This is a genomic window from Limnohabitans sp. (assembly GCF_044373035.1).
Classification (GTDB): Bacteria; Pseudomonadota; Gammaproteobacteria; order Burkholderiales; family Burkholderiaceae_C; genus Limnohabitans_A.
The window spans coordinates 1-25,071 of record NZ_JBILQU010000024.1 but is presented as its reverse complement, the minus strand read 5'-3'; the positions used below and the strand labels follow the sequence as shown (position 1 = coordinate 25,071).

Annotated in this window: 25 protein-coding genes and 1 pseudogene; 18 read left to right on the top strand and 8 right to left on the bottom strand. The window is 62.2% G+C overall.

Features of this window, described 5'->3' with window-relative positions; all coding sequences use genetic code 11:
- Window positions 1-29 precede the first annotated feature (29 nt).
- From ACIQ47_RS05865 to gndA, 10 genes are all read left to right on the top strand, one after another.
- Complete coding sequence (locus tag ACIQ47_RS05865) at window positions 30-794, top strand: ABC transporter ATP-binding protein (protein WP_396437254.1); 765 nt, start codon at window positions 30-32, stop codon at window positions 792-794.
- Window positions 784-1,539, top strand: coding sequence for an ABC transporter permease (locus ACIQ47_RS05860; RefSeq protein ID WP_396437253.1), 756 nt, complete (start codon window positions 784-786; stop codon window positions 1,537-1,539). Before ACIQ47_RS05865 ends, ACIQ47_RS05860 begins: the two co-directional genes overlap by 11 nt.
- Before the next feature lie 37 nt (window positions 1,540-1,576).
- The gene (locus tag ACIQ47_RS05855) at window positions 1,577-2,629 is read left to right on the top strand and encodes a TauD/TfdA dioxygenase family protein (RefSeq protein ID WP_396437252.1); all 1,053 of its coding nucleotides are present in this window, start codon (window positions 1,577-1,579) and stop codon (window positions 2,627-2,629) included.
- A 19-nt stretch (window positions 2,630-2,648) separates the two neighbouring features.
- Window positions 2,649-4,154: an aldehyde dehydrogenase family protein gene (locus ACIQ47_RS05850; RefSeq protein WP_396437251.1), complete on the top strand. Its 1,506-nt coding sequence runs from the start codon at window positions 2,649-2,651 to the stop codon at window positions 4,152-4,154.
- 9 nt (window positions 4,155-4,163) lie between these two features.
- Window positions 4,164-4,778: a BMC domain-containing protein gene (locus ACIQ47_RS05845; protein ID WP_090139652.1), complete on the top strand. Its 615-nt coding sequence runs from the start codon at window positions 4,164-4,166 to the stop codon at window positions 4,776-4,778.
- Complete coding sequence (locus tag ACIQ47_RS05840; protein ID WP_396437250.1) at window positions 4,775-5,710, top strand: nuclear transport factor 2 family protein; 936 nt, start codon at window positions 4,775-4,777, stop codon at window positions 5,708-5,710. The genes ACIQ47_RS05845 and ACIQ47_RS05840 overlap by 4 nt, the downstream gene beginning before the upstream one ends.
- Complete coding sequence (locus tag ACIQ47_RS05835; protein ID WP_396437249.1) at window positions 5,707-5,976, top strand: EutN/CcmL family microcompartment protein; 270 nt, start codon at window positions 5,707-5,709, stop codon at window positions 5,974-5,976. Before ACIQ47_RS05840 ends, ACIQ47_RS05835 begins: the two co-directional genes overlap by 4 nt.
- A 61-nt stretch (window positions 5,977-6,037) precedes the next feature.
- Window positions 6,038-6,310, top strand: coding sequence for a BMC domain-containing protein (locus tag ACIQ47_RS05830; RefSeq protein ID WP_019427480.1), 273 nt, complete (start codon window positions 6,038-6,040; stop codon window positions 6,308-6,310).
- Between the two features lie 29 nt (window positions 6,311-6,339).
- Window positions 6,340-7,005: a microcompartment protein gene (locus tag ACIQ47_RS05825; RefSeq protein WP_396437248.1), complete on the top strand. Its 666-nt coding sequence runs from the start codon at window positions 6,340-6,342 to the stop codon at window positions 7,003-7,005.
- Window positions 7,006-7,190: 185 nt separating this feature from the next.
- The gene (gndA, locus tag ACIQ47_RS05820) at window positions 7,191-8,597 is read left to right on the top strand and encodes an NADP-dependent phosphogluconate dehydrogenase (RefSeq protein WP_396437247.1); all 1,407 of its coding nucleotides are present in this window, start codon (window positions 7,191-7,193) and stop codon (window positions 8,595-8,597) included.
- A 41-nt stretch (window positions 8,598-8,638) separates the two neighbouring features.
- Here the strand turns inward: gndA and ACIQ47_RS05815 are convergent, their stop codons facing one another.
- Genes ACIQ47_RS05815 through ACIQ47_RS05805 form a run of 3 tightly spaced genes read right to left on the bottom strand, consistent with a single transcriptional unit; the run spans window position 8,639 to window position 11,064 of the window.
- Window positions 8,639-9,913, bottom strand: a complete 1,275-nt coding sequence (locus ACIQ47_RS05815; RefSeq protein WP_396437246.1) for a Y-family DNA polymerase — start codon at window positions 9,911-9,913, stop codon at window positions 8,639-8,641.
- Between the two features lie 3 nt (window positions 9,914-9,916).
- The gene (locus tag ACIQ47_RS05810) at window positions 9,917-10,357 is read right to left on the bottom strand and encodes a LexA family protein (protein WP_396437245.1); all 441 of its coding nucleotides are present in this window, start codon (window positions 10,355-10,357) and stop codon (window positions 9,917-9,919) included.
- A 32-nt stretch (window positions 10,358-10,389) separates the two neighbouring features.
- Window positions 10,390-11,064: an SOS response-associated peptidase gene (locus ACIQ47_RS05805; RefSeq protein ID WP_396437244.1), complete on the bottom strand. Its 675-nt coding sequence runs from the start codon at window positions 11,062-11,064 to the stop codon at window positions 10,390-10,392.
- Between the two features lie 220 nt (window positions 11,065-11,284).
- On the opposite strand from ACIQ47_RS05805, the gene gap reads away from it, so the two are divergent.
- Window positions 11,285-12,328 carry a type I glyceraldehyde-3-phosphate dehydrogenase gene (gene gap / locus ACIQ47_RS05800; protein WP_396437243.1) on the top strand — a complete coding sequence of 348 codons (1,044 nt, stop codon included), beginning with the start codon at window positions 11,285-11,287 and terminating at the stop codon, window positions 12,326-12,328.
- 36 nt (window positions 12,329-12,364) lie between these two features.
- Here the strand turns inward: gap and ACIQ47_RS05795 are convergent, their stop codons facing one another.
- Window positions 12,365-13,339, bottom strand: coding sequence for a threo-3-hydroxy-L-aspartate ammonia-lyase (locus ACIQ47_RS05795; RefSeq protein ID WP_396437242.1), 975 nt, complete (start codon window positions 13,337-13,339; stop codon window positions 12,365-12,367).
- Between the two features lie 117 nt (window positions 13,340-13,456).
- Between ACIQ47_RS05795 and ACIQ47_RS05790 the strand changes: the two genes are divergently transcribed.
- Window positions 13,457-15,352 carry an acyl-CoA synthetase gene (locus ACIQ47_RS05790; protein ID WP_396437241.1) on the top strand — a complete coding sequence of 632 codons (1,896 nt, stop codon included), beginning with the start codon at window positions 13,457-13,459 and terminating at the stop codon, window positions 15,350-15,352.
- Between the two features lie 13 nt (window positions 15,353-15,365).
- Here ACIQ47_RS05790 and ACIQ47_RS05785 read toward each other — a convergent pair whose 3' ends face one another.
- The gene (locus ACIQ47_RS05785; protein WP_396437240.1) at window positions 15,366-18,281 is read right to left on the bottom strand and encodes a DNA topoisomerase III; all 2,916 of its coding nucleotides are present in this window, start codon (window positions 18,279-18,281) and stop codon (window positions 15,366-15,368) included.
- 95 nt (window positions 18,282-18,376) lie between these two features.
- Here ACIQ47_RS05785 and ACIQ47_RS05780 point away from each other — a divergent pair, with 95 nt between their 5' ends.
- The 4 genes from ACIQ47_RS05780 to ACIQ47_RS05765 all read left to right on the top strand — a co-directional run bounded on the left by ACIQ47_RS05780 (window position 18,377) and on the right by ACIQ47_RS05765 (window position 20,914).
- Complete coding sequence (locus tag ACIQ47_RS05780; protein ID WP_396437239.1) at window positions 18,377-19,063, top strand: SET domain-containing protein; 687 nt, start codon at window positions 18,377-18,379, stop codon at window positions 19,061-19,063.
- Window positions 19,064-19,142: 79 nt separating this feature from the next.
- Window positions 19,143-19,904, top strand: coding sequence for a biotin--[acetyl-CoA-carboxylase] ligase (locus tag ACIQ47_RS05775; RefSeq protein ID WP_396437238.1), 762 nt, complete (start codon window positions 19,143-19,145; stop codon window positions 19,902-19,904).
- Between the two features lie 14 nt (window positions 19,905-19,918).
- Window positions 19,919-20,230: a hypothetical protein gene (locus ACIQ47_RS05770; protein ID WP_396437237.1), complete on the top strand. Its 312-nt coding sequence runs from the start codon at window positions 19,919-19,921 to the stop codon at window positions 20,228-20,230.
- Window positions 20,231-20,254: 24 nt separating this feature from the next.
- A complete protein-coding gene (locus ACIQ47_RS05765) occupies window positions 20,255-20,914 on the top strand; it encodes a glutathione S-transferase family protein (protein WP_396437236.1) in 660 nt (219 codons plus the stop codon).
- A gap of 36 nt (window positions 20,915-20,950) precedes the next feature.
- Here ACIQ47_RS05765 and ACIQ47_RS05760 read toward each other — a convergent pair whose 3' ends face one another.
- The 3 genes from ACIQ47_RS05760 to ACIQ47_RS05750 form a co-directional block, all read right to left on the bottom strand.
- Window positions 20,951-22,390 carry a sensor histidine kinase gene (locus tag ACIQ47_RS05760; protein ID WP_396437260.1) on the bottom strand — a complete coding sequence of 480 codons (1,440 nt, stop codon included), beginning with the start codon at window positions 22,388-22,390 and terminating at the stop codon, window positions 20,951-20,953.
- A gap of 56 nt (window positions 22,391-22,446) precedes the next feature.
- The gene (locus tag ACIQ47_RS05755; protein ID WP_396437235.1) at window positions 22,447-23,121 is read right to left on the bottom strand and encodes a response regulator; all 675 of its coding nucleotides are present in this window, start codon (window positions 23,119-23,121) and stop codon (window positions 22,447-22,449) included.
- A gap of 117 nt (window positions 23,122-23,238) precedes the next feature.
- Window positions 23,239-23,742 carry a MarR family winged helix-turn-helix transcriptional regulator gene (locus tag ACIQ47_RS05750; RefSeq protein ID WP_396437234.1) on the bottom strand — a complete coding sequence of 168 codons (504 nt, stop codon included), beginning with the start codon at window positions 23,740-23,742 and terminating at the stop codon, window positions 23,239-23,241.
- A 141-nt stretch (window positions 23,743-23,883) separates the two neighbouring features.
- Here ACIQ47_RS05750 and recA point away from each other — a divergent pair, with 141 nt between their 5' ends.
- Window positions 23,884-24,921 carry a recombinase RecA gene (gene recA, locus ACIQ47_RS05745; RefSeq protein ID WP_396437233.1) on the top strand — a complete coding sequence of 346 codons (1,038 nt, stop codon included), beginning with the start codon at window positions 23,884-23,886 and terminating at the stop codon, window positions 24,919-24,921.
- 2 nt (window positions 24,922-24,923) lie between these two features.
- Window positions 24,924-25,071, top strand: a pseudogene (locus ACIQ47_RS05740) (recombination regulator RecX); the annotation flags it as partial.

Here is a 25,071-nt window from a genome sequence, read left to right as displayed (position 1 = left end):
GGCCATCGCGATATTTTCAGGGTATTTTCATGATCGACGCACAGCGCATCGACCTGAGCTTTGACGGCACCAATCTGGTGTTGCAGGGTGTAGACCTGCACGTCAAGGCGGGGGAGTTTGTTGCGCTCGCAGGGCCCAGCGGTTGTGGCAAAACCACCTTGCTCAACCTCTGCGCGGGGCTGGTGGATTTGCCTGCAGATCAGCATCTGCGGGTGGCGGGCGAAAAGCCGGCGCTGGGCGGTCACAAAGTGGCCTACATGTTGGCGCGCGACAGCTTGTTTCCCTGGCTCAACGCGCTGGACAACGCCGCCTTTGGCCTGAAGGTGCGGGGTGTGCCCATCGCACAGGCCCGTGAACGGGCCGCAGTGATGCTCAAGAAGGTCGGGTTGGGCGGGTCTGAATACCGACTGCCCAAGGCCCTGTCTCAAGGCATGCGCCAGCGCGTGGCCTTGGCCCGCACTTTTGCCATGCCTTCGCCTCTGTTGCTGATGGACGAGCCCTTTGGCGCATTGGATGCGCAAACCAAGCTGCAATTGCAAGACCTGCTGCTGCAACTGTGCCAAGACGGCAACCGAACGGTGCTGTTTGTGACGCACGACTTGTCTGAAGCCGTGGCACTGGCCGACCGGGTGATGGTGATGTCCTCGCGGCCTGGCCGCATCGTGGCCGATGTGCAGGTGCCGCTGGCGCGCCCACGCTCCATCCGCGCGCTGCAGACCAGCGATGACTTCCGCCACACCTACACCCAGGTGTGGAAACATCTCGAAGAAGGATGGGTGCACCATGAAGGCTGAAACATTGCGCACGCTGGCACAACATGCTTTGTTTGTCTGCGTTTTTCTGGGTCTGTGGGAGTGGGGTGCCCGAGTTGGTTGGGTGGATCCGAGTTTCATGGGCAGCCCGATCGGCATCATCCAGTTCACGCTGGAAAACCTTGCCAACGCCCGCATGTGGGGCGATCTGGGCTGGACTTTGTCGGCCGTATTTGCTTCGTTTGCCATTGGCTCGGTCGCCGCCATGGTCACAGGCCTCGCCTTTGTGACCTGGCCCAAATTCGAGGCTTTTTGCGACCCCTACATCTCGGCCTTCAATGTGCTGCCGCGCATTGCCTTGGTGCCCTTGTTCATTTTGTGGTTTGGTTTGGGCATTGGCTCCAAGATCGCCCTGGGTGTGTCGCTCACTTTCTTCATCGTGTTGTCCAGCACCGTGGCCGGTATTCGCGGTGTCAGCCAGGACCATGTGACGCTCACGCGCACCCTGGGTGCCAGCAGTCGGCAAATGTTTTTCTCGGTCACCTTGCCTGGCGCTGTGCCGGTGCTTTTCTCAGGATTGCGCCTGGGTGTGATCTACGCCCTGCTGGGTGTGGTGGGCGCAGAAGTCATTGCTTCCGAGCGTGGCCTCGGGCAACAACTCGCATACCTGGGATCCACATTCAACGTCAATGGCGTGTGGTCGCTGCTGTTTGATCTGGCGCTCATTGGGGTGCTGATCATGAAGCTGATGAACTGGATCGAACGCCGTTTGCTGCACTGGCAATGAAGCCTGCGAGCAAAAACCACATCAAGGAGATACAACCATGAAATTCCGTCACATCCAAGTCGAACCCATGACGCCCACCATCGGCTGCATGATCAGCGGCGTTGATCTGAACACCACCCGATCAGAAGACGTTTACGAAGAGATCAAGCAAGCGCTGTGGCAACACGGTGTGGTGTTCTTCCGCAAGCAGGCCCTGAAGCCTGAGGCCTACATTCGTCTGGGCCAAAACTTTGGCGAGATGGAAAAGCACGAGTTCTTTCCTCACATAGAGGGCCATCCACACATTCAGTTGATTTCGAATGAGGGCAACGAAGCCCCTGAGACCGACCGCTGGCACACTGACGTGACCTTCCGCAAGAAGCCCAACATGGTCTCGATCTTGCGTATCACCGACTTGCCTCCATCGGGCGGCGACACGATGTGGATGCACGGTGGCGCTGCGTATGACGCGCTCAACCCCGGCATGCAACAGATGCTCGAAGGCCTGCAGGCCGACCATGACTTGCCTTGGCATTTCCGCCGCATCAACGCGGGCGAGCGCTTGGCAAAGCGTGCCTCGGCCAAGAGCGGCATGATGGTGCAGGCCAGTGCCCAAGAGTGCAAGATGATCGAGAACACGCCCACGGTGACGCACCCGGCCGTGATCACGCACCCCTACAACGGTCGCAAGATTTTGTTCGTCAACTCGATCTGGACCAAACGCCTGCTGGGCATGCACATGGACTTGTCCGAAGCCGTGCTGAACATGTTGTACGAGTGGGTCAAAAAGCCCGAATTCATGGTGCGCTTTCGGTGGGAAAAAGATTCGGTGGCGATGTGGGACAACTGCGCCACACAGCACTACGCCGTGTTCGACTACGCGCCACACTACCGCGCAGGCCAGCGCATGACCTGCGGCAGCTTTGTGCCCACGCTCAACCCCGGTGTCGGTGCGGCAGCAAGTGGCCAGCCTTCGGTCATGCGCCAGTTGCTCGACACCACCCGCATGCAAGCGGCCAGCCCAAGTGAGCAGAAGGCGGTGGAAGCGATCTTCAGTGCGCTGGAAAGCGTGGACCTGAACGCCGTGGCCAACGCCGCTCAGCGCCGTTGAACGTGAGACACCTTCTGACATGAGTTCAAGCAACCCCATCGATCTGGCCGACCACGACCTGGCTGCCTTGCAAGAGGCCCGTGACTTGTTGGGCCGCGCCCGGCAAGCCGCTGCCACGCTGGCGCTGTGGACGCCCGAAGAAGGCAAGCGGGTGGCCAAAGAAGTGGCCGCCGCCTTGCTGCCGCGTGCTGAGTTTTATGCCGAGTGGGCCGTGCGCGAAAGCCGCATCGGCAAAGTGGCCGACAAGATCGCCAAGAACCAGATTGCGTGCACACTCACGCCGACCGCTTGGGACAATGTGGCGCTGGGCGGCGTGCGCCGCAACGATGCGCTGCGCATCGTCGAAATCGGCCGCCCTGCCGGCGTGGTGGTGGGTTTGTCCAACTCCACCTCGCCGGTGGCCACCATCATTTTCAAGACCATTTTGTGCCTGATGACGCGCAACGCGCTGGTCATTTCGCCGCACCCGGTGGCGCTGGGCTGCTGCACCGCCGTGACCCAAGAGCTGCAAGCGGCCATTGAAAAAGCCGGTGGTCCAGCCCATGCCTTGCAGATCCTGACCCGCCCCACCGTCGAGGCCACAGGCGCGCTGATGCGCGATGCCCGCACCGACGTGATCTTGGCCACCGGCGGCACGCCCATGGTGCGCGCCGCTTACGGCTCGGGCAACCCCGCCATTGGCGTGGGCTCGGGCAATGTGCCGATTTATGTGGACGCCAGCGCCGACATCGAAGCGGCAGCAAAAACCATCGTCGCCGACAAAAACTTTGACCATGGCAGCCCCTGCTCGGCCCCCTCTGTGATCATGTTGCACGCTGACATCGCCGCGCAGATGCAGCAAGCGCTGGCGCGTCAGGGTGCGCATGTGTGCTCCGAGCAAGAAGCGCAGAAAATCCAGAACCACGCCTTCCCCGGCGGCAAGTTCAACGGCAAGGTGGTCGGCCGCCCCGCGTTTGAGATTGCCCAAGCCGCAGGCGTGCAGGTGCCGCAAGATGGCCAGGCACTGGTGTGCCCCATTGCCCTGCCGCAAGCAGGCCATGTGCTGCTCAAGGAAAAGCTCTCACCCATACTGGGCTGCGTGGTGGTGCCGGGCATGGACCAGGCCATTGAGGTGGCGCGCCTCATGCTGCAGCACAGCGGCGCAGGACACACCTCGGGCGTGCACACCGCCAACGCCGAGCAGGCGGTGGTCTGGGGCGCAGCCCTTGACTATTACCGCGTGGTCGTCAATGGCTCCACGGTGCACGACAGCACCGGGGCCAACACCGGCTTGCCCTACACCTTCACCATCGGCACGGGTTACGCGGGCAAAAGCTCGGTGGACTGCAACGTCGGCCCCGAGCTGCTGGTCAACTGGAAACGCGTGGCCTTTCCGCTGCCCGGCGGCTGGGCCGGGGCCATGGCTTCGGGCGCAGCACTGTCTTCAGGTGTGTCAGCGGCCCCAGGCCAACTGTCCACCCTCACGCCTGAACTTCAGGCCATGGTCCTGCGCATCGTGCAGGAAGAACTCGAAAACCTTCGCTGAAAGCCTTTCATGTCCACTTTGCGCAGTTACATTTTTCTGGACCGCTTGCAGCCACAGCTGATGTGCATGATCGGATCCACCGCCCGAGGTTTCCTGCCGCGCCACAACGACGCCGCCATGGTCATCGAAGTGGCCCCCGGCATGGACATCGAGTGGTTGACCGACATCGCCTTGAAGCATGACAACGTCAAGCCCGGTAACTTGGTGGTCGAGCGTCAGTTCGGCTATCTGGAGTTCCACGGTCAGTCTTCTTCGTCGGTCAAGTCGGCCGGTGCTGCGGTGCTCGAAGCCATGGGCGTGAGCGAGAAAAGCGTGCTCAAGCCCGAAATTTTGGCCTCCAAAGTCATTGACCGGGTCGATGGCTACCACGCGTTTTTGATCAACCGCAGCAAGTCGGGCAGCATGCTTTTGCCCGGCGAATCGCTCTACATCATGGAGATGACGACCTCGTCATACGCGCTGCTGGTGGCCAACGAAGCCGAGAAGGCCGCCAACGTGAAGCTGATCGACTGCCGTTTCATGGGGCCAGCCGGTCGCCTGTACCTGTCGGGCAATGCGTCCGACGTTCGTGCCGCAGCCGCCGTGGCCGAAGCTGTGATCCGCGATGCAGGAGGTGCCGCATGAGCACAGACGCCTTGCGCGAACAAATCCGGGCGCAGGTGCGCACGGCTTTGGGGGCGGGCCGAGCCAAGGATGACCCCGCTTCGGTGGCCGCCTTGATGCGCCGCTTCGAACAAGGCTACGAAATGGTCAATGCAGAAGCCATCGTGGCCTGCTTTGCGCCCGATGTGGTGTGGACCTTGCCCGACTCGCGCGTGCTCCGTGGCCGCGAAGCCTGCCAGGCGTTCTTGAAGGAGCGCTTTGCCAGCCCCACCGGCCCCAAGTTCTCGGATTCGCACCTGAATGTGCTGGGCCAGACCGTGGTGCAAAACTACAAGGTGAGCGTGCCCTTGCCCGGTGGCAAGGCACTCACGCTGGACGGCACCGACGTGTACCAGATTCGCGATGGCCTGATCGCTGTCAAAGACGCTTATTGGAAGCAAATTGGCGCGCCCAAGCCTGCGGCTGCGGCGCCAGCGGCTGTGCCCCAGGGCGTGGTGGTGCCCTTGCGTGTAGGCACCGGCGCCCACGCGCAAGCTTTGACAGAACTCTTCAAACGCCTGGCCGCCAGCCCGGCACTGCTGCAGGCGGCGCAATCGGGCCTGCTGCGTTTTGACCTGCGGGTGGACGCGGCAGCCGTCAAGGCAGTGGCCGCTGCTGCACCTGCTGCACCCGTGACGTCGGCCATGGCCGCTACCACCGCCATCGACCCGGCTGCGTGCTGTTCCTCGTGCAAAGAAGGCAAAGCCTGCGAGTGCAAGGGCGACACCTGCGACATGCACGACCATAAAGAAGACGTGCCCGAACTCCAGGGCGTGATCGGCGAGAAGCTGCTCAAAACCCTGCCGCCGAGCGTGAAAACCGTTCGCATCCACCCCAAAGCGGTCCTGACCCCTTTGGGCAAAGAAGCCCTGCGCAAGCGGGGCATCACCATTGACCGAGGAACTGCCCCATGAAAACAGGAACCGTGATCGGCCGCATCGTGGCCAGTAAACGTCTGCCCGAGTTGCCCGCTGGCGCATTGCTGGAGGTGCAACTGGACTACCCCAAGGACGTGGTGGTCTGCTACGACCCCATGGGCTGCGGCATTGGCGAGCGCGTGATGATCACCATCGGCGCACCTGCGGCCTGGTGGTTCGCCCCGGCCCACCCGCGTGTGGTGGCCGATGCGCTCATCATCGCCTCGCTGGATGACTACGACACCCCAACGCCCATGCGTTGAATTTTTCCCCCTCAACCCTTCCCTCAACCCTTTCTTTTTTTAACCCCTCAAGGAGACTCTCATGTCACAAGCCATCGGAATGATCGAAACCAAAGGTTATGTTGCTGCTTTCGCCGCCGCTGACGCCATGGTCAAAGCCGCCAACGTCAACATCGTTGGCAAAAAAGAAGTTGGTGGCGGTCTCGTCGCCATCATCGTTTCGGGCGACGTGGGTGCCGTCAAGGCCGCCACCGAAGCCGGTGCTGAAGCCGCAGGCGCGATCGGTGAAGTGGTGTCTTGCCACGTCATTCCACGCCCACACGCTGACGTATCCAAAGCCTTCGACGGCAAGTGATCGCAGGCTGTTGCAGATAAGGAGGCCGCATGGCCACAACTAAAAAAACCGCAGCGCCTGCCAAGCCGGCCGCTGAGCTTCGGGTTTACCTGACGCTCACCGACCTGCAGCCCCAGTTCTCTTCGTGGATGAGTTCGCCTTTGGGCGCGCGCGGCTACGTGGCGATGCAAGGCACCCACGCGCTGCTGGTCGAGATCGCCCCCGGGCTGTCCATCCAGCGCGTGATTGACTTGGCCCTGAAAGCCGAGCCCACGCTGGAGCCGGGCATTCTGGCCGTCGAGCGGCAGTTCGGCGTGCTGGAGTTGCACAGCAACGATGGCGCTGCGCTCAAGCGTGCAGGCCAGGTCATTCTGGACTGGATGGGCGCCAAGGCCCAAGATCAGCTGCGCCCGCACCTGCTGTACAGCGACATTCTGGAAGACGTGACCGATCAGCACGCCGTGCTGATGAACCGCACACGCCAAGCCAGCATGGTGTTGCCCGGCGACCACATGCTGCTGATGGAAGTGGCCCCGGCCTTGTTTGGTGCCCACATGGCCAACGAAGCCGAGAAAGTCGCACCCGACCTCACCCTGGTCGAGTGCAGCATGATTGGAGCCAGTGGCCGCATGTACCTGACGGGCAGCATGGCCTCGCTCGAAAAAGCCAAGGCCCATGTGGAGCAACTGCTCGCGGAGATTCCGGGAAGGGGCTGATGGCTCGACTGAGTCGGTTGAACAACCTGTCAAGCCAGGGCTTTGCGGCCCGAAGCTGGTCAGTTTTTTGGGTACTCCTTGCTGGCGACAGGTGCGCGACACCTGGCGCATCGACCGCCAACGACAATCCGCACGCCCGCTCTGTTGGTGGATGCGGCGATTGAAAACAAGGAGTCAACGCAAACATGCAAGCCATGGACATCGGCCTGGTGGGCTTGGGCGTGATGGGCGAAAACCTGGCGCTCAACTTGGAGCGCAACGGGTTTTCGGTCAGCGGGTTTGACTTGGACGCTGCTCGCCGCGAGAACTTCGCGGTGCGCACGCAGGGCCTGCGGGCACAAGCCGCGTCGTCGCTGCCCGAACTGGTGGCCAGCCTCACAGTGCCCCGGCGCATCTGGATGATGGTGCCCGCCGGTGCGGCGGTGGACCAGGTGCTGGCGCAGCTGCGCCCTTTGTTGTCGGCAGGCGATGTGCTCATTGACGGCGGCAACACGCTGTACACCGACACCCAGCGCCGCATCGCTGCCCTGCAGGACTCGGGCATTTTGTATGTGGGCGCGGGGGTCAGCGGCGGCGAAGAAGGCGCTTTGCTTGGCCCGGCGCTCATGCCCGGCGGCTCGCCCGAAGCCTGGCCGCTGATCCAGCCCCTGATGCAAGCCATCGCTGCCCGGGCCGAAGACGGGCAGCCGTGTTGCCAGTGGATGGGGCCGGGTGGGGCGGGCCATTTCGTGAAAATGGTGCACAACGGCATCGAATACGCCGACATGCAAATGATCTGCGAGGCCTACGCGCTGATGCAAAGCCTGGGCATGGCCCCGGCCGACATGGCCGCCGAATTCGAACGATGGAACGATGGCGAATTGGGCAGCTACCTGATCGACATCACCGCACAAATCCTGGCCACGACCGACCCCGAAACGGGTGCGCCGCTGGTGGATGTGATTTTGGACACGGCCGAGCAAAAAGGCACAGGCAAATGGGCCAGCCAGATCGCGCTGGACCTGGGCGTTGCCGCCCCCACCATTGCCGAAGCGGTGTTCGCCCGCACCCTGAGCGCCATCAAGACCGAGCGCGTGGCCGCTTCGCAGCTGTTGTCGGGGCCGAGCGCCGCCACGGTGCCCGAGCGCGGTGCCATGTTGGGCAAGCTGCGCCGCGCCTTGCTGGCCGCCAAAATTTGCGCCTACGCCCAGGGCTTTGCCCTGTTGCGCGCTGCCGACCGCGAACACCACTGGCACCTGCCCATGGCCCAGGTCGCCTCGGTCTGGCGTGCCGGCTGCATCATCCGTGCGCATTTGCTCGAAGACATTCGCCGCGCCTGCCAAAACCAAGCCGACCTGCCCAATCTGCTGATCGACCCGCACTTTGTCCGCGTCATGGCCGACTGCCAACAAGACCTGCGCGAAGTGGTGGCCATGGCGGCCCTGCGCGGCGTGGCCGTGCCCGCCTTCATGAGCGCCCTGAGCTATTACGACGCCTACCGCGCAGCGCGTTTGCCAGCCAACTTGCTGCAAGCCCAGCGCGATTACTTTGGCGCCCACACTTACCAGCGCACCGACCGAGCGGGCAAGTTCCATACGCGCTGGGGGGAGTGACCGCCCATCCGCATGCGTTGGCATTGGGATGACTGAGGGGGTCAAACCACAGGGATGGCATCCCAACACGTTGTGTAATTGGGCGACTTGCGCTCTTGCCGCATCTGCCAACCCTTGAACGCGCCTTGGGTGGATACCTTCACCGTCCCGCGTCCATAGCGCTGGTTCAGCTGGTCCAGCGCCTGCATCAGCTTGGCGTTGCTGGTGGTTTCGGGCTCCAGCAGATCGCCTTGCCTGCGTGTGACCGGGCTGATCTCGCTGAGCATGATCCCGGCCTTCTTGTATTGGTAATCGGGCTTGAACATGCGCTCGCACAAATAACTGGCCCATCGGTTGACCTCCAGGCTGTCGTGGGTCGGGTAGGGCAGTGGCACGGCCAGGCTGGGCATGTATTGCGGTAACTCTTTGCGAAACCGGTTGGTTTGCAAGAAGACCTGGATCACCGCAGCGTGGCTGTTTTGCGCACGCAGCTTGGCGCAGGCATTGGCCGCAAATGTGGACAGCGCGTCCTTGAGCACGTCCAACTCGGTGACCATGCCGCCGAACGATCGGCTGCAGATGATCTGCTGCCGCTCGGGTTGGATTTCTTGCAGCGCTATGCAGGGCACCTCCTGCAACTCGCGCTGGGTCTTTTCCATCACCACACCGAACTCGGCCCTCAAGGTCGGCACATGGGCCACACGCAGGTCTTGCACGGTGTGCACGCCATGCCTGGCCAGCTTTTGTGTGAGTTGGTGTCCAACCCCCCAGACTTCTTCCACTGAAATGTGTGCGAGCAACTGGGTTTTTTGCTCGGGACTCAATGCGTTGTAGTTGAAGACGCCTTTGGAGCGGGGGTGCTTCTTGGCCACATGGTTGGCGAGTTTGGCCAAGGTCTTGGTGGGGCCAATGCCCACGCAGACCGGCATGCCCGTCCACATGCCAATGCGTTCGCGCATGGCGTAACTGACGTCGCGCAGTTGGGGGGTGCCCGTCAGATCCACAAAGCATTCATCGATCGAATACACCTCGCTGCGGGGCGAAAACTCGCTCAGGATGTTCATGACCCGGTTCGACATGTCGGCATACAGGGCGTAGTTGCTGCTCATGGCCAGGATGCCGTGTTGCTCGGCCAGTGCCGTGCACTCAAACCAGGGGGCGCCCATTTTCACGCCCAAAGCTTTGGCCTCGTTGGAGCGGGACACCACGCAACCGTCGTTGTTGGACAGCACCACCATCGGGACATGCGTCAGATCGGGCCGGAAGATCCGCTCGCAGCTGACGTAAAAGTTGTTGCAATCCACAAGCGCCAGGGCTTGCACCTTCGGCGGGGCCATGGCTCAGTACAGCTTGTGCAGGTTGCGCGTCACCACGCCCCAGATCACCAGCTCCTCGCCTTCCTTGACCACGATGGGTGGGTACAGCGGGTTCTCTGCGATCAGCTTGACCACACCGCCTCTGCGGTACAGGCGTTTGACGGTGTAGTCGTTGTTCAGCACTGCCAACACAATGTTGCCGTGCTTGGCTTCGATGGAGCGGTCCACCAACAGCTCGTCGCCCTCATAGATGCCGATGCCACTCATCGAGTCGCCTTTGACCCGGAAAATGAAGGTGGCTTCCTTGTTGCGGATCAGGTGCTCGTTCAGGTCAATGCGTTTGCGCGTGTGGTCCGCGGCAGGCGATGGAAAACCTGCCGCCACGGGCCAGGTGCAGACATCCAGCCAGACGGGGGTGTCTGGAACAAATACCGGCGAAAGCGAAGAATCAAGAGGAGAAGACATCGCCTGAATATACTGGATAAATAGCCAGTCTTTCAAGTTGCCATATTGGGCGCGGCGAGTGAACTTTGGCTTGACATCCGGGGCGCTGGACAGGCCGCCAGCGCCGGCATGTGCGGCCAGCCCATCAGCTCGGCAGCCTGGGAGACATCGGCACTCAGCCAGGCACCGTGCCGCTCGGGGGCGATGATCACGGGGGTGCGTTTTTCATCGCCGGGCTTGTGAAACTGCTGCATCACCGGGTGCGCGTCGGCATTGACCGTGAGCATCGAAAAACTCACCACCCGCTCACCCGAGGCCGGGTCTGTCCAGCGGTCCCACAGGCAGGCGATGCCGAACGGATCGCCGTTGGCCAGAGCGATTTTCCAGCGCACAGCCTTGCCGGACTCGTAGCTGGGCTCATAGAAGTTGTCGACCAACACCAGGCCAAACTGCCGCTGCCGCCACGCGGTGCGGTAACTGGGTTTTTCTGCGGTGGTCTCGCTGCGGGCGTTGTAGGTGTGGCGGCTGATCTTGTCATCCCTGGCCCATGCCGGGATCAGGCCAAACCGGGCCAGACCGCAAGCGACCCGACCCGTCCGGTGACTCTTGACCACGATGGGGGATGCAAACCCGGGGTACGACTCCTCGGGGAAGCCTGCAGGCAGGTCAACGCCGAGTTTTTCCTTGACCCATTGGGCGTTTGTTGTCGGGGTGAAGTTGGTGCACACAGGAGCAGTTTATCGCTGGCATGCGGCAAGGTGACCATCGCTGATGGGCCGTCTTGGCGCACAGCGCAAGGATCGCACCCAGTTACACAACCAGAACAATCCCATGTGACACGCACGGCATGTAACAAAGTTTCATAAATTCGCATACGATGGTTACATCGGCGATGGCCCCACAACGGCAGCAGCCCCCACTGACACATCCAACGAAAGTGAGACTTTCATGACCACAAGGATCGGCATCAACGGATTTGGCCGCATTGGCCGCATGGTGCTGCGCGCAGCGGTGCAGAACTTCAACGACGTCGAGATCGTGGGCATCAACGATCTGCTGGAGCCCGAATACCTGGCCTACATGCTGCAATACGACAGCGTGCATGGCCGATTCAAAGGCAGCATCGCGGTGGATGGCAACACCCTGGTGGTCAACGGCCAGCGCATCCGCCTGACGCAAGAGCGCGACCCGGCACAGCTGAAGTGGAACGAAGTCGGTGCCGATGTGGTGATCGAAGCCACAGGGCTTTTTTTAGACAAGGACAGCGCGGGCCAGCACCTGGCCGCAGGGGCCAACAAAGTCGTCATGTCAGCGCCTTCGAAGGACGACACGCCCATGTTTGTGTACGGCGTCAACCATGCGTCCTATGCCGGGCAAGCCATCATCAGCAACGCCAGCTGCACCACCAACTGCCTGGCCCCCATCACCAAAGTGCTGCACGACAAGTGGGGCATCAAACGCGGCCTGATGACCACGGTGCACGCCGCCACCGCCACCCAAAAAACCGTGGACAGCCCCAGCAACAAGGACTGGCGCGGCGGTCGCGGCATTCTGGAAAACATCATCCCCAGCAGCACGGGCGCGGCCAAGGCGGTGGGTGTGGTGATCCCGGCCATGCAGGGCAAGCTGACGGGCATGGCGTTTCGTGTGCCCACGTCGGACGTGTCGGTGGTGGACCTGACGGCCGAGCTGGAAAGCCCTGCCACCTACGCCGAAATTTGCGCCGAGATGAAAGCGCAAAGCGAAGGGGCTATGAAGGGCGTGCTGGGCTACACCACCGACAAGGTGGTGTCGACCGACTTCCGGGGTGAGGTGTGCACCAGTGTGTTCGATGCCAACGCGGGCATCGCACTGGACAGCACCTTCATCAAGGTGGTGGCTTGGTACGACAACGAGTGGGGATACTCGAACAAGTGCCTGGAGATGGCGCGGGTGGTGGGACGGACTTTTTCGAATCCCGCTGCCACACCCTCTACAGGGCGAATCGGCTGAACGCCAACCCGTGAAGATGCGAGTGAACCGCAGGCCTCAGCCTTGGCTGATCAGCTGCGCAAAGCGGCCCAAATCCACGTTGCCGCCGCTCACGATGATGCCCACGCGCTGACCTTGAAGCTGCTCGCTGGCCTGAATGGCCGCCGCCAGCGACAAACAACCCGTGGGCTCGACCACCATCTTCATGCGCTCGGCGTAAAAACGCATGGCCTGCACCAGCTGCGGATCGGTCACGGTGTGCACCGCGTCCACCAGGCGGCGGATGATCTCGAAGGTGATTTCGCCCACCATGGGCGTTTGAGCGCCGTCGGCAATCGTCACCGGGGTGGCAATGCGCACCCGCTGACCCTGTTGCAAGGATTGCTGCACATCGTTGCCGGCTTCGGGTTCCACGCCGTAAATTTTGCAAGCAGGCGACAAGGCTTTGGCCGACAGGGCGCTGCCGCTGAGCAGGCCGCCACCACCCAGGCACACAAACAAGGCGTCCAGCTCACCCACTTCCTGAAACAACTCCAGCGCGGCTGTGCCTTGACCGCACAACACATCAGGGTGGTCAAACGGCGGTATGAAGCGCATGCCGTGCTCGGCGGCCAGGCCTTGGGCAATGGCCAGCGCGTCGTCTTTGTAGCGGTCGTAGCCCACCACCTGCGCGCCATAGCCGCGTGTGGCCGCCAGCTTGGCGGGCGAGGCGTCGTGCGGCATGACGATGGTGGCCGGGATGTCCAGAATTTGCGCCGACAAGGCCACAGCCTGGGCGTGGTTGCCCGATGAATAAGCCACCACCCCGGCGCGGCGCTCGGCAGGGTTCAATCGCGACAGGGCATTGAAGCCACCCCGAAACTTGAAGGCCCCCATGCGCTGAAAGTTTTCGCACTTGATGAAGGCCTGCGCGCCCAACTGCGCGTTGAGCGTGCGCGACTGCAGCACCGGCGTGCGGTGGGCATGCCCTTGCAGCCGCGCGGCGGCGGCGAGCACATCTTCAAAAGTGGGTAGGGCGCTGGCATCGTGCATCGGTGACCCCTGAATGGTGGTGGCAAAGCGGGCATCTTGACATGACTGGCGGTTTGACAAGCACCCGCTTGCCACTTGCGAGACAAAGCCTGCGTCAGGCGCTGGCTAACATCGGTCATGCACCTGACTGTTTCATCGCCCGTTCAAAGCTTGGCCGACCTCCAACGCATCGAAGCCACGCCCTTGGCCGAGGCCGTGCCTTGGGCCAGCACCTATGCGCTGATCCGGGCCAGTGCCCAGGTGCATGCCGACAAGCCTGCGCTGAGCTTTTTGCACACGGGCCAGTCCGGCGGTGCGTCCACCACCTGGACCTACCGCGACTTGCTGCAAGGCATCCACCAAACCGCCAATTTGCTGCACCAACTGGGTGTGGGCCCTCAAGACGCCGTGGGGGTTCTGTTGCCCGGCGGCCTGGCCTACCACCTGGCGCTGTGGGGCGGCGAAGCGGCGGGCATTGTGCAGCCGCTCAACCCCTTGCTCAGCGACGAAAAACTGCTGTCGCTGCTGCGGGCCAGCAACGCCAAAGTGCTGATCGCGCATGGCACTGAAGACGACAGCCAGTTGCGGGCCAAAGCCTTGCGCCTGCAAAACCAATTGCCCGGTTTGAAGACGGTGCTGCTGGTCAATCCAGATGGCGGCCCTCTTCCAGCAGGCGACGCGCTGCCTGCAGAGGCCCAAGACTTCCACGCCTTGCGGGCCACGCAGGTGGCCGAGCACCTGGTCAGCCAACGGGTCTTTCAGCCCACGGACATCGCGGCTTACTTTCACACGGGCGGCACCACTGGAGCCCCCAAACTGGCCCGGCACAGCCATGGCGCGCAGGTCTTCACCGCTTGGGCCAATGCCAGCATGCAAGGCTTTCGCGCGAGCGATGTGACCATCAACGGCTACCCGCTGTTCCATGTGGCGGGCGTGTTGCCCGGGGCCTTGTGTTCGTTGGCCGTCGGCATGCAGGTGATCATTCCCACCGACGCCATGTTTCGCAACCGCGAGGTGGTGCACAACTATTGGCGGCTGGTGGCCCACCACCGCTGCACGCTGATGTCGGGCGTGCCCACGGTGCTGGCAGCCTTGGCGAGCGTGCCGCTGCAGGGGGCCGACATCTCAACCCTGCGTGCGGTGCGCACAGGCGCAGCGCCACTGCCACCCGAGCTGGCGCAGCGCTTTGAACAAGCCTTCGGTTTGCAGATCAACGAGAGCCTGGGCATGACCGAAACCGTCGGCCTGAGCACCGTGGCCCCGCCGGGCTTAAGCGCGCCTGCGGGCTGCGTGGGTTGGCCGCTACCGCATGCGCGTGTGCGCATCGTGGCGCTGGGCAGCGATGACCAGGCCACATCGCACACCCTGCCCGCTGGCGAAAAAGGCATGGTGCTTTACCAAGGGCCGAATTTGTTTTCTGGCTACCTGGATGCCGCAGAGACAGCGCGCAGTTTCACGCCCGACGGCTGGCTCATCACCGGCGATGTGGGCTTCATCGACACGCAAGGCCGCCTGCACCTGTCGGGCCGGGCCAAAGACCTGATCATCCGCGGGGGGCACAACATCGACCCCAAAGTGATTGAAGACGCACTGGGTGAGCATCCGGCGGTGGCCCTGTGCGCGGCAGTGGGTGCGCCAGATGCCTATGCGGGCGAGTTGCCTGTGGCCTTTGCCACCCTCAAACCCGGCAGCCCTGTGACCGAAGCCGAGTTGCTCGCTTTCACGGCCGAGCGTGTGGACGAAGGCCCCGCCAAACCCAAATCGATCACGGTGCTCAGCGCCATGCCCGTGACCAACGTGGGCAAAATTTACAAACCCGAATTGCGCACGCTGGCCACAGCGGCGGTGGTGCAGAAACTGATCCACAACGCGATGGCACCCTTGCAGCTTGCTCCCGCGCAATGGCCGCAGGTGCAGGCGTCAGGCGATGCACCGGTGGCGGTGGACGCTCGCGCCACACCCGTCGCTGCTTGGCACACGCTCAAGCCCTTGCTGGACGCTTTGCCCGTGAAGCTGGTGTTGCACGCACCCTGAAGGGCTGTGCCCCTCAGCTCAGGTGCTTGCCGATGATCCCGGCCAGCTCGAACATGGTGGCGCTGTCCTTGCCAAAAACCGCTTGCAACTTGCCATCGGCCTTGATGGAGCGCTTGTCGGCCGGGTCTTGCAGGTTGTTGGCCTTGATGTAGTCCCAGATTTTCTTGACCACCTCGGTGCGGGCATAAGTGCCGTCGCCAATCACGGCCATCAGGGCCGGGCTGGGTTTGAGGGTGCCCACGGCGGCTTTGCGCGGCGCCTTCTCGGCAGCGGGCTTGGCGGCTTTTTTGGCGGCAGCGGTTTTGGCCGTGGTCTTTTTAGCCGCCGCTTTGCCAAATGGGGTCTTGGTCGCTGCCGTCTTGCGCGGCGGGTATTTCTTGCCACCTTCGCGCTGCTCAAACTCAAACGTCACCTTGCCCTCTTCGGGGTTCCAGGCCAGCATGGCCTTGAAGCTGCGGCGTGTGCGGTTGCTCACGAACTTGTCGAGCACATCGGTTTTGCCGCTGGTCAACAGTTTGATGATTTGCTCGCGCTCCACCGGTTGCTGCAAGATGAGTTTGCCGGTCTTGAAGTCGCAACTCGGTGTGGGCTGTTCGTTCGTCGGCACAGCTTTGCTGCACACGTAATTGCTGCCGTGCTCGTGCACAGCGCCACCACATTTGGGGCAGACGCCCAGCGACTCGTCGGTGAACTCGACGATCTCGCCACTCTCTTCGTTCTTCTTGTCGTCACCGAAGTCGAACTCGAGCTTCCAGTTTTTCTCTTCTTCGTTGTACTTGAGCGCCATCTCGGCCACAAAAGGCCAACCGGCTTTGGAGCGGAAGCCGTCCAGGGGGCCGATCTTTTTGTCGCGCATGAACTGCTCGACTTCGGCAGGCTCAAAGGTGCGGCCTGCAGGCGTCTTGCCAAACGAGAAACCGCAGCCTTCGCTGGCACCATCGGCACCCGTGCAGGTGTACCTGCGGTAGTTTTCTTTCACCACGCCACCACAGGTGGGGCAGGGGGTGGTGACGGTGGCGTAGTCACCGGGCACGGTATCGCGGTCGTACTCTTTGGCTTTCTTGACGATGTGCTCGGTCATGGCCGCGATCTCGGCCATGAAGGTGGCACGGCTCAGTTTGCCTTGCTCCATCTGGGCGAGCTTGTATTCCCACTCGCCGGTCAACTCGGGCTTGGAGAGTTCTTCCACCTGCAGGCCGCGCAGCAGCGTCATGAGCTGAAAGGCTTTGGCCGTCGGGATCATCTCGCGGCCTTCGCGCAGCATGTATTTTTCGTTGATCAGGCCTTCGATGATGGCGGCCCGCGTGGCGGGAGTGCCCAGACCTTTTTCCTGCATGGCTTCGCGCAGCTCGTCGTCGTCCACCATCTTGCCCGCGCCTTCCATGGCACCCAACAGCGTGGCTTCTGAATAGCGTGCAGGAGGGCGCGTCTTCAAGCCCTTGGCCTCGACCGAGTCGACGCTGACTTGTTCACCCGGCTGCACCGGCACCAGGTTCTGGCCTTTGTCGCCGTCCTTGGCGTCTTCCACTTCTTGTGCGGCTTCTTTGCCGTAAATGGCCAGCCAACCGGGTTTGACCAGCACCTTGCCCACGGTCTTGAAGCTGTGGCCTGCAGCCACGCTGATGCGGGTGGTCACTTGGTATTCGGCGCTGGGGAAGAACACCGCCATGAAGCGGCGCACCACCAGGTCGTAGAGCTTTTGTTCGGCCTCAGACAAACCGCTGGGCGCTTGCAGCGTGGGGATGATGGCGAAGTGATCCGACACCTTTTTGTTGTCGAACACGCGCGGGATCTTGCGCACGTAGTGGTTGTTCAGGGCGGTGAGCGCGTGCGGGGCCAGGTGGCGCATGCCGCTGTCGGCCAGCATCTCGAAGGTTTCTTTGGCCACGGGCACATAGTCTTCGGGCAGGTGGCGCGAGTCGGTACGCGGGTAGGTCAGGGCCTTGTGGCGCTCGTACAGGCTTTGGGCCAGGGCCAGCGTGGTCTTGGCTGAGAAGCCGAATTTGCCGTTGGCCTCGCGCTGCAGGCTGGTCAGGTCAAACAAGCCGGGGCTCGCTTGCGTGGTGGGCGTCGATTCTTCGGTCACCGATGCGGTCTTGCCGCGCACAGCCTGAACAATGGCTTGGGCCTCGGCAGCGGTCCACTTTCGGTCGGCTTTCTTTTCAGCGTCTTCTTCTTTTTTCCACTTCGGATCGAACCACTTGCCGGGGTAGGTGCCTGCGGTGGCAGCGAAATCGGCATGGATTTCCCAGTAGTCGCGGCTGATGAATTTGCGAATCTGCTCTTCGCGCTCGACCACCACGGCCAGCGTGGGGGTTTGCACCCGGCCCACGGTGGTCAAGAAAAAACCGCCATCGCGCGAGTTGAACGCGGTCATGGCGCGGGTGCCGTTGATGCCCACCAGCCAATCGGCTTCTGAGCGGCTGCGGGCGGCGTCGGCCAGGCCCTGCATCTGGGTGTTGGTGCGCAGGTTGTCAAAACCGTCGCGGATGGCCTGGGGCGTCATGGACTGCAGCCACAGGCGCTGCACCGGCTTGTCCAAGCTCTTGGTGCCCCCGGCGTACTGCTCGATCAGTCGGAAGATCAATTCCCCCTCGCGGCCCGCGTCACAGGCGTTGATGAGGGCGTTCACGTCCTTGCGCTTGGCCTGCTTGACCACCGCGTTCAGGCGGGTCTTGGTTTTGTCGACGGGCTTCAAGTCAAAGTGCGGCGGAATGACGGGCAGGTTGGCAAAGCTCCATTTGCCACGTTTCACGTCGAACTGCTCGGGGGCCTGGATCTCCACCAAGTGGCCCACCGCGCTGGTCACGACGTATTTGTCGTTCTCGAAATGATCGTCGTGTTTTTCGAACTTGCCCGAGGTCGGGGTCAAGGCTTTGACGATGTCTTGAGCCACCGAAGGCTTCTCTGCAATTACCAGGGTTTTCATGTCATTACAATCCGTTGTCTCGCGTGTGCGCACGCGCCCAGGCACGCGCTCACGCGCACGCCCACATGAATTCACCATAACAAATTTTTCACGCCGTGGCCAAAACCCCAGTTTCCTCCCCCAGCCTCACCCAGCCGAGCGCATCCGGCAAACGCATCCAGGTTCGCCGCTCCGGCGTGCACGGCAAAGGCGTTTTTGCCCTGCAAGACCTGGCCGAAGGCGAGACCCTGATCGAGTACGTGGGCCAGGTCATCAGCTGGGACGAGGCGCAAGAGCGCCACCCGCACGACCCCAATGACCCCAACCACACCTTCTACTTCCATGTGAACGAAGACCGGGTCATTGACGCGCTGTTTGGTGGCAACTCTTCGCGCTGGATCAACCACAGCTGCGCACCCAACTGCGAAGCCGATGAAGACAACGACCGCATTTTCATCAAGGCCATTCGCAACATCAAAGCGGGCGAAGAGCTGAACTACGACTACGGCCTGATCATCGACGAGCCTTACACCAAGAAGCTCAAGGCCGAATACCCCTGCTGGTGCGGCAGCGCCAACTGCCGGGGCACGCTGCTGTCGCCCAAAGAGCGCAAGGACACACCCAAAACGCCCAGCCAGAAAAAGGGCAAGGCCAAAACCAAAGACAAAGAGAAAGCCAAAGACATAGTTCAAGCCAAGGCCAAGGGCCATAACAAGTCCGATGTCAAGGCCAAAGACAAAAAGAAATCCTCCAAGGCGGCCAAACCTGCCAAGGTGGACAAGACCCCTGGCCAGAAAAAATAGGCGCTGCAGCTGCCTGCAAAGGCCTTGTTGGCCCCTCACTGGCTTTCGGTGCGCATGACCGCCCCCACCACGATGCCCCATGATCCAGCCCACCGCTTGGCCCGCTGAAACGGTTTGGGAGCAGGTTTGCCCCCTGTTGCCCGACTTCACCGTCGAGGTGTTGCCCGAGATCGACTCGAGCAACAGCGAACTCATGCGCCGGACCCGCGCAGGCCAGTACGAGCCGACCTTGTTGGTGGCCGAACGCCAAACCGCAGGGCGTGGCCGCATGGGCCGGGTCTGGCAAAGCCAGCCGGGCGACTCATTGACTTTTTCGCTCAGTCTGCCGCTGTCGCCCCAAGACTGGTCTGGCCTGTCCTTGGCCGTGGGCCTGAGCCTGGCCGAAAGCCTGCACCCCGATGTGGGCCTGAAGTGGCCCAACGATTTGTGGTTTCAAGACCGCAAGCTCGGCGGCATCCTGGTCGAGGCCGCCAGCATGGGCGGCCGCAGCCAGGTCGTGGTGGGCGTGGGCCTGAACATTCGGCCGCGCGACGCACAGGGGCTGAACACACCGCCAGCGGCCCTCACCGAGTTGTTGCCCGAGTTGACCGCGCCTGCTTGCTTGGCGCGGGTGGCGCTGCCCCTGATTCAGACCCTGCTGGCTTTTGAAGCCAGCGGTTTTGCCCCTTTGCAAAGTCGTTTTGACGCCCGCGATGTGCTCAAGGGCCGACGTGTGCATGCCAGCGATGGCCAGCAAGGCGTGGCGCTGGGCGTGGGCCCTGGGGGTGCGTTACGATGGCAAACCGAACTCGGCGAGCAGGACATCCACAGCGCCGAGATCAGCGTACGACCCTTGACCTGACGGGACACTGCAAGATGTTGAAATTTTGGCTGGTGCTTTTGCTGGTGCTCAATGCCGCTGTGCTGGCGTGGCAATGGGATGCGTTTGCGCGCTGGGGGCATGGCCCCCAGCAACAGCGCGAACCCGAGCGTCTGCAGCAACAAGTGCATCCCGAAGCCCTGAAGTTCGAGGTCATGCCGCCTGCTTCGGTAACGCCTCCCCCACCAGCCCTGCCAGACGCCAACGCCTGGCCCCCAGCCGCCGATGCCAGCGTCCCGGAGATCGCCAGCCCTGCGCCCGCGTTGCCCGCCCCCACCCCGTTGGCCCCACAGGCGGCGCCCCGATGACCTTTTATTCCCGGAGATGAAACCATGAGCTTGAAGCTTTACTTTGCCCCAGGTGCCTGTTCATTTGTGCCCCATGTGTTGCTGGAGATGAGTGGTGCCGAGTTCGAGCCCAGCATGGTCAAACTGCACAAGGGTGAACAAAACAGCGCCGAATACCAAGCCATCAACCCGCGCGCTCAAGTGCCCGTGTTGGTGAATACCGGTCAGCCGATCACGCAAATTCTGGCCATCGTGCTGCACCTCGATCAAATTTTTCCGCAGATGGGCTTTTTACCCACCGACCCCATGGCCCGCGCTCAGGCGCTGTCCACCCTGGCCTGGATGAACAACACGGTGCACCCGACCTTCACGCACATCTTCATGCCGCAAAAGTTCTCGGACCAGCCAGAGGTGCAGGCCGCCCTCAAGCCTTACAACACGCAGCTCTTTCGCAGCATGCTGGGTGAGCTGCAAGGCCTGGTTCAAACCGCCGCCGGCAAACGCCAGCCCTGGCTGAGCGGTGAGCGTTTGGGCCCACTCGACGCCTACAGCCTCACGCTCACCCGCTGGGGCACCATCGCGGGCATCGCACCCGAGGCGAATCCTGTCCTCTGGGACTTTGTTCAAAAGGTCGCGGCAGAGCCACCGGTGGCCCGCGTGATGGCGCGTGAGCGCTTGCAGCTGAACATGGGCGCGCCCGCCTGAACCCAACCCATCGCGCTCCCCCTGACACCGGTTAACTCAGGTCATCCTAAAGCGCAAAGTAAAGCACGCACCGGGCAAGGTTTGGCCCGGGTGGGCCATGTCGATGCTGACCGTTGCACCGTGCTGCTGGGCAATGCCCTTGACGATGGGCAGACCCAGACCGGAGCCGTCCACGTTGGTGCCCAGGACGCGGTAAAAAGGCTGAAACACCAAATCGCGCTCGGGCAAGGGTATGCCAGGTCCGTTGTCTTCGACCTGCATCACCAACACCTTGCTGTAGGGGTCGACCAGCACCCGCACCGTGATCACGCCTTGGCGCTCGGGCGAGTTGGGCGTGTAGTGGATGGCGTTTTCCACCAGGTTGCGCACCATCTCCTTGAGCAACGTGGGGTTGCCCTGCACCTGTGCGCCCAGTCTGCCCACTTCCACCCCTTCATAGCCCAGGTCCAGCCCCTTGTCCATGGCGCTGGCCAGGCAGTCTTGCAGCACATCTCTGCACAGGGCCGCCATGTCGCACGATTGCAAGGGCAAGTGGGTGACGCCGCCTTCTGCCCGGGCCAGCGACAACAATTGGTTCACCGTGCGCGTGGCCTGCACGCTGGCGCGACCGATTTGCAGCAGGGACTTTTTCAGGTCTTCTTCGCTCGATCCCGAGCGTTGCGCCAAATCGGCCTGCATGCGCAAACCGGCCAAGGGGGTTTTCAGTTGGTGTGCGGCGTCGGCCAAGAAGCGTTTTTGCGTGGAAATTGAGTCTTTCAGACGCTCCAGCAAATCGTTGACGGATACCAACAGAGGTGCCACCTCCATCGGCACCGCTTTGTCATCCAGTGGGCTCAGATCGTCTGGTTTGCGCTCACGGATGCGTTCTTCCAGTTGTTTCAGGGGCTTGATGCCGTGCACCAGGGCCAGCCACACCAAAAGCACCGCCAGCGGCAGCAAGGCAAACTGGGGCAGCATCACGCCCTTGATGATTTCAGCGGCCAGAACCGAGCGTTTTTCGCGCGTCTCGGCCACTTGCACCAGGGCCGATGGTGTGCCCTCGACGTCCAGCTGAATCCAGGTGTAGGCCACGCGCACTTCCAGACCCCGGATTTCGTCGTCCCGAATGTGCACTTGGTAACTGCTGCCTTTGATCTGGTTGGGTTTGGGCAAGGGCAGGTCGCGGTCGCCGCTCAGATGCTCGCCCCGGCCGCCCAGCACTTGGTAGTACACCAGATCGGTTTCGTCGGCGCGCAGCAGCTCGCTGGCCGGTTGTGGCAGGCTGAACTGCACCTGTTGATCGGGCCCCATGCGGACCTGTTGGGCCAGGGCTTGCACGTTGTAGACCAGAGCCCGGTCGAAGGGTTTGTCGGCCAGGCCTTGCGCCACCAACCAGGTCAGCGCCAGGCTGATGGGCCACAGCAAGAGCAGCGGTGTCAGCATCCAGTCGAGAATTTCGCCAAACAGCGAGCGTTGCTCGCGCTTGAAGACCCGCATGTTCCAGCCCTTGTTTTTCATGGCTTCAGGGCTTGATGAGTGCAGGAAGCCAGGCCCTAACCCGGGATCTTTTCGAGGCAGTAACCCAGACCGCGCACCGTGGCAATGCGGATCGGACCTTTTTCGATTTTCTTGCGCAAGCGGTGGATGTACACCTCGATCGCATTGTTGCTGACCTCTTCGCCCCACTCGCACAGGCGCTCGACCAACTGGTCTTTGCTGACCAAGCGGCCTGCGCGTTGCAGCAACACCTCCAGCAGGCCCAACTCACGGGCCGACAGCTCGACCATCTTGCCGTCGATGGTGGCCACGCGGCCGGTCTGGTCGTACACCAACGGGCCGTGCTTGATCTGCGAGGTGGCACCGCCCATGCCACGGCGGGAGAGGGCGCGTACACGGGCTTCAAGCTCTTGCAGGCTGAAGGGTTTGGCCATGTAATCGTCAGCCCCATAGTCCAGGCCTTTGACGCGCTCTTCCACACTGTCTGCTGCCGTGAGGATCAACACCGGGAGCACAGAACCTCGGGCGCGCAAACGTTTGAGCACCTCCAGGCCATGCATCTTGGGCAAACCCAAGTCCAGAATCAGCAGATCGAATTCGTTGTTGGTCATCAAAGCCGCGTCGGCTTCGCTGCCACTGGCCACGTGGTCCACCGCAGCACCCGCACTTCGCAAAGTGCGCAACAAACCGTCAGCAAGCACTTGATCGTCTTCGGCTATCAGAATGCGCATGGCTGTCTCCTGTTGTTGTGGCTGCGGCGCGGTGCCGGCTATCTCGGTTGCCTGTGTCGGCGGGTTCATTCTAGTGTCAGCTTTGTACCTTGCGCCCCGCTGAATGTGGTGTTCGCCTCAATGGGCATAGGCCTCCAGCCCCAGCGCCACCACGGTGGCGACATCTTTGCCCACTTCGGTACGGAATTCGGCCTCGGCCTGGGCCACTGCTTCCTTGAAGGCTTGCAGCCAGGCCAGGCCCACGGGGGTGAAGACCACCCGGCGAGCGCGAGCGTCCAGCGGGTCGGGTTCGCGCTGCACCAGCCCCCAGGCCGCGCACTGGTCCACCAAATCGCCCATGGCCTGTTTGCTCATGCCCGCCGCCCGCGCCAGATCGGTCAGGCGCGAGCCGTCCAGTGCCAGGTGCCGGGTGATGTGCACATGCGCAGCGCTGATCTGATCGCGTGAGGCCAGGTTGGCCAGCGCCAGCGGCACGCCGTCGTTGCCCGCCATCAGGTGCAGAACGCGCTCGTCAAACCGCCGCATGGCGTGGCCCAACAGCCGGCCCAAATGCGTCTGACGCCAGCGCTCATCCTGCAGCGCAGGGCTGCTCAAGGCGTTTGAATGGCTGTTTTCTGACATGGCTAAATGATAAGGCAAACTGACCAAAAATACTGTTTACAGTTTTATACAGCTCGTTTACAGTACTGTTCACGTATCCAGTAAACAGCACATCACCGCTGAACCCGATGCCCCAACCCATTGATATTCAAGGAGATTCTCATGAGCGACGACAACAGCGAAAAGTCCAAAGCCCTGCAAGCCGCCCTGGCCCAGATTGAAAAGCAATTCGGCAAAGGCACCATCATGCGCCTGGGTGAGGGCGAAGTCATCGCCGACATCCAGGTCGTGTCCACCGGCTCTTTGGGCCTGGACATCGCGCTGGGTGTGGGCGGTTTGCCCCGTGGCCGCGTGATCGAGATCTACGGCCCCGAGTCTTCCGGCAAAACCACCCTGACCTTGCAAGTCATCTCCGAAATGCAGCGCCTGGGCGGCACCTGCGCCTTTGTCGACGCCGAGCACGCGCTGGACGTGCAATACGCCCAAAACCTGGGCGTGAACCTGCAAGAGCTGCTGGTCAGCCAGCCCGACACCGGCGAACAAGCCCTGGAAATCGTGGACAGCCTGGTGCGTTCCGGCGCGGTCGATCTGGTCGTGATCGACTCGGTCGCAGCCCTCACCCCCAAGGCCGAAATCGAAGGCGACATGGGCGACAGCCTGCCCGGCCTGCAAGCCCGCTTGATGAGCCAGGCCCTGCGCAAGCTGACCGCCACCATCAAGAAGACCAATTGCACCGTCATCTTCATCAACCAGATCCGCATGAAGATCGGTGTCATGTTCGGCAGCCCCGAAACCACCACCGGCGGCAATGCGCTCAAGTTTTACGCCTCGGTTCGTCTGGACATCCGCCGCACCGGCACCATCAAGAAAGGTGACGACGCGATCGGCAACGAGACCAAGGTCAAAGTGGTCAAGAACAAAGTCGCGCCGCCCTTCAAGACAGCCGAGTTCGACATCCTGTTTGGCGAGGGCATCAGCCGAGAAGGCGAGGTGATCGACATGGGCGTCACCGCCAAGATCGTCGACAAGTCGGGCGCTTGGTACGCCTACCAGGGCGAGAAAATCGGCCAAGGCCGTGACAATGCCCGCGAGTTCTTGCGCGAGAACCCGGCGTTGGCCCGCGAAATCGAAAACAAGGTGCGCGAATCGCTGGGTATCCGGATGCTCGAATCGGCCATTGCCGCACCTAAGGGCGACTGAGCTTGAACAAGCCGGCGTTTCAGCCCTCGCTCAAAGGCCGCGCCTTGCGGCTTTTGAGCCAGCGCGAGCACTCACGCGCCGAGCTGGAACGCAAACTGGCACAGCACGAAGAGGTGCCTGGCGAACTGGCCAAAGCGCTCGATGAATTGC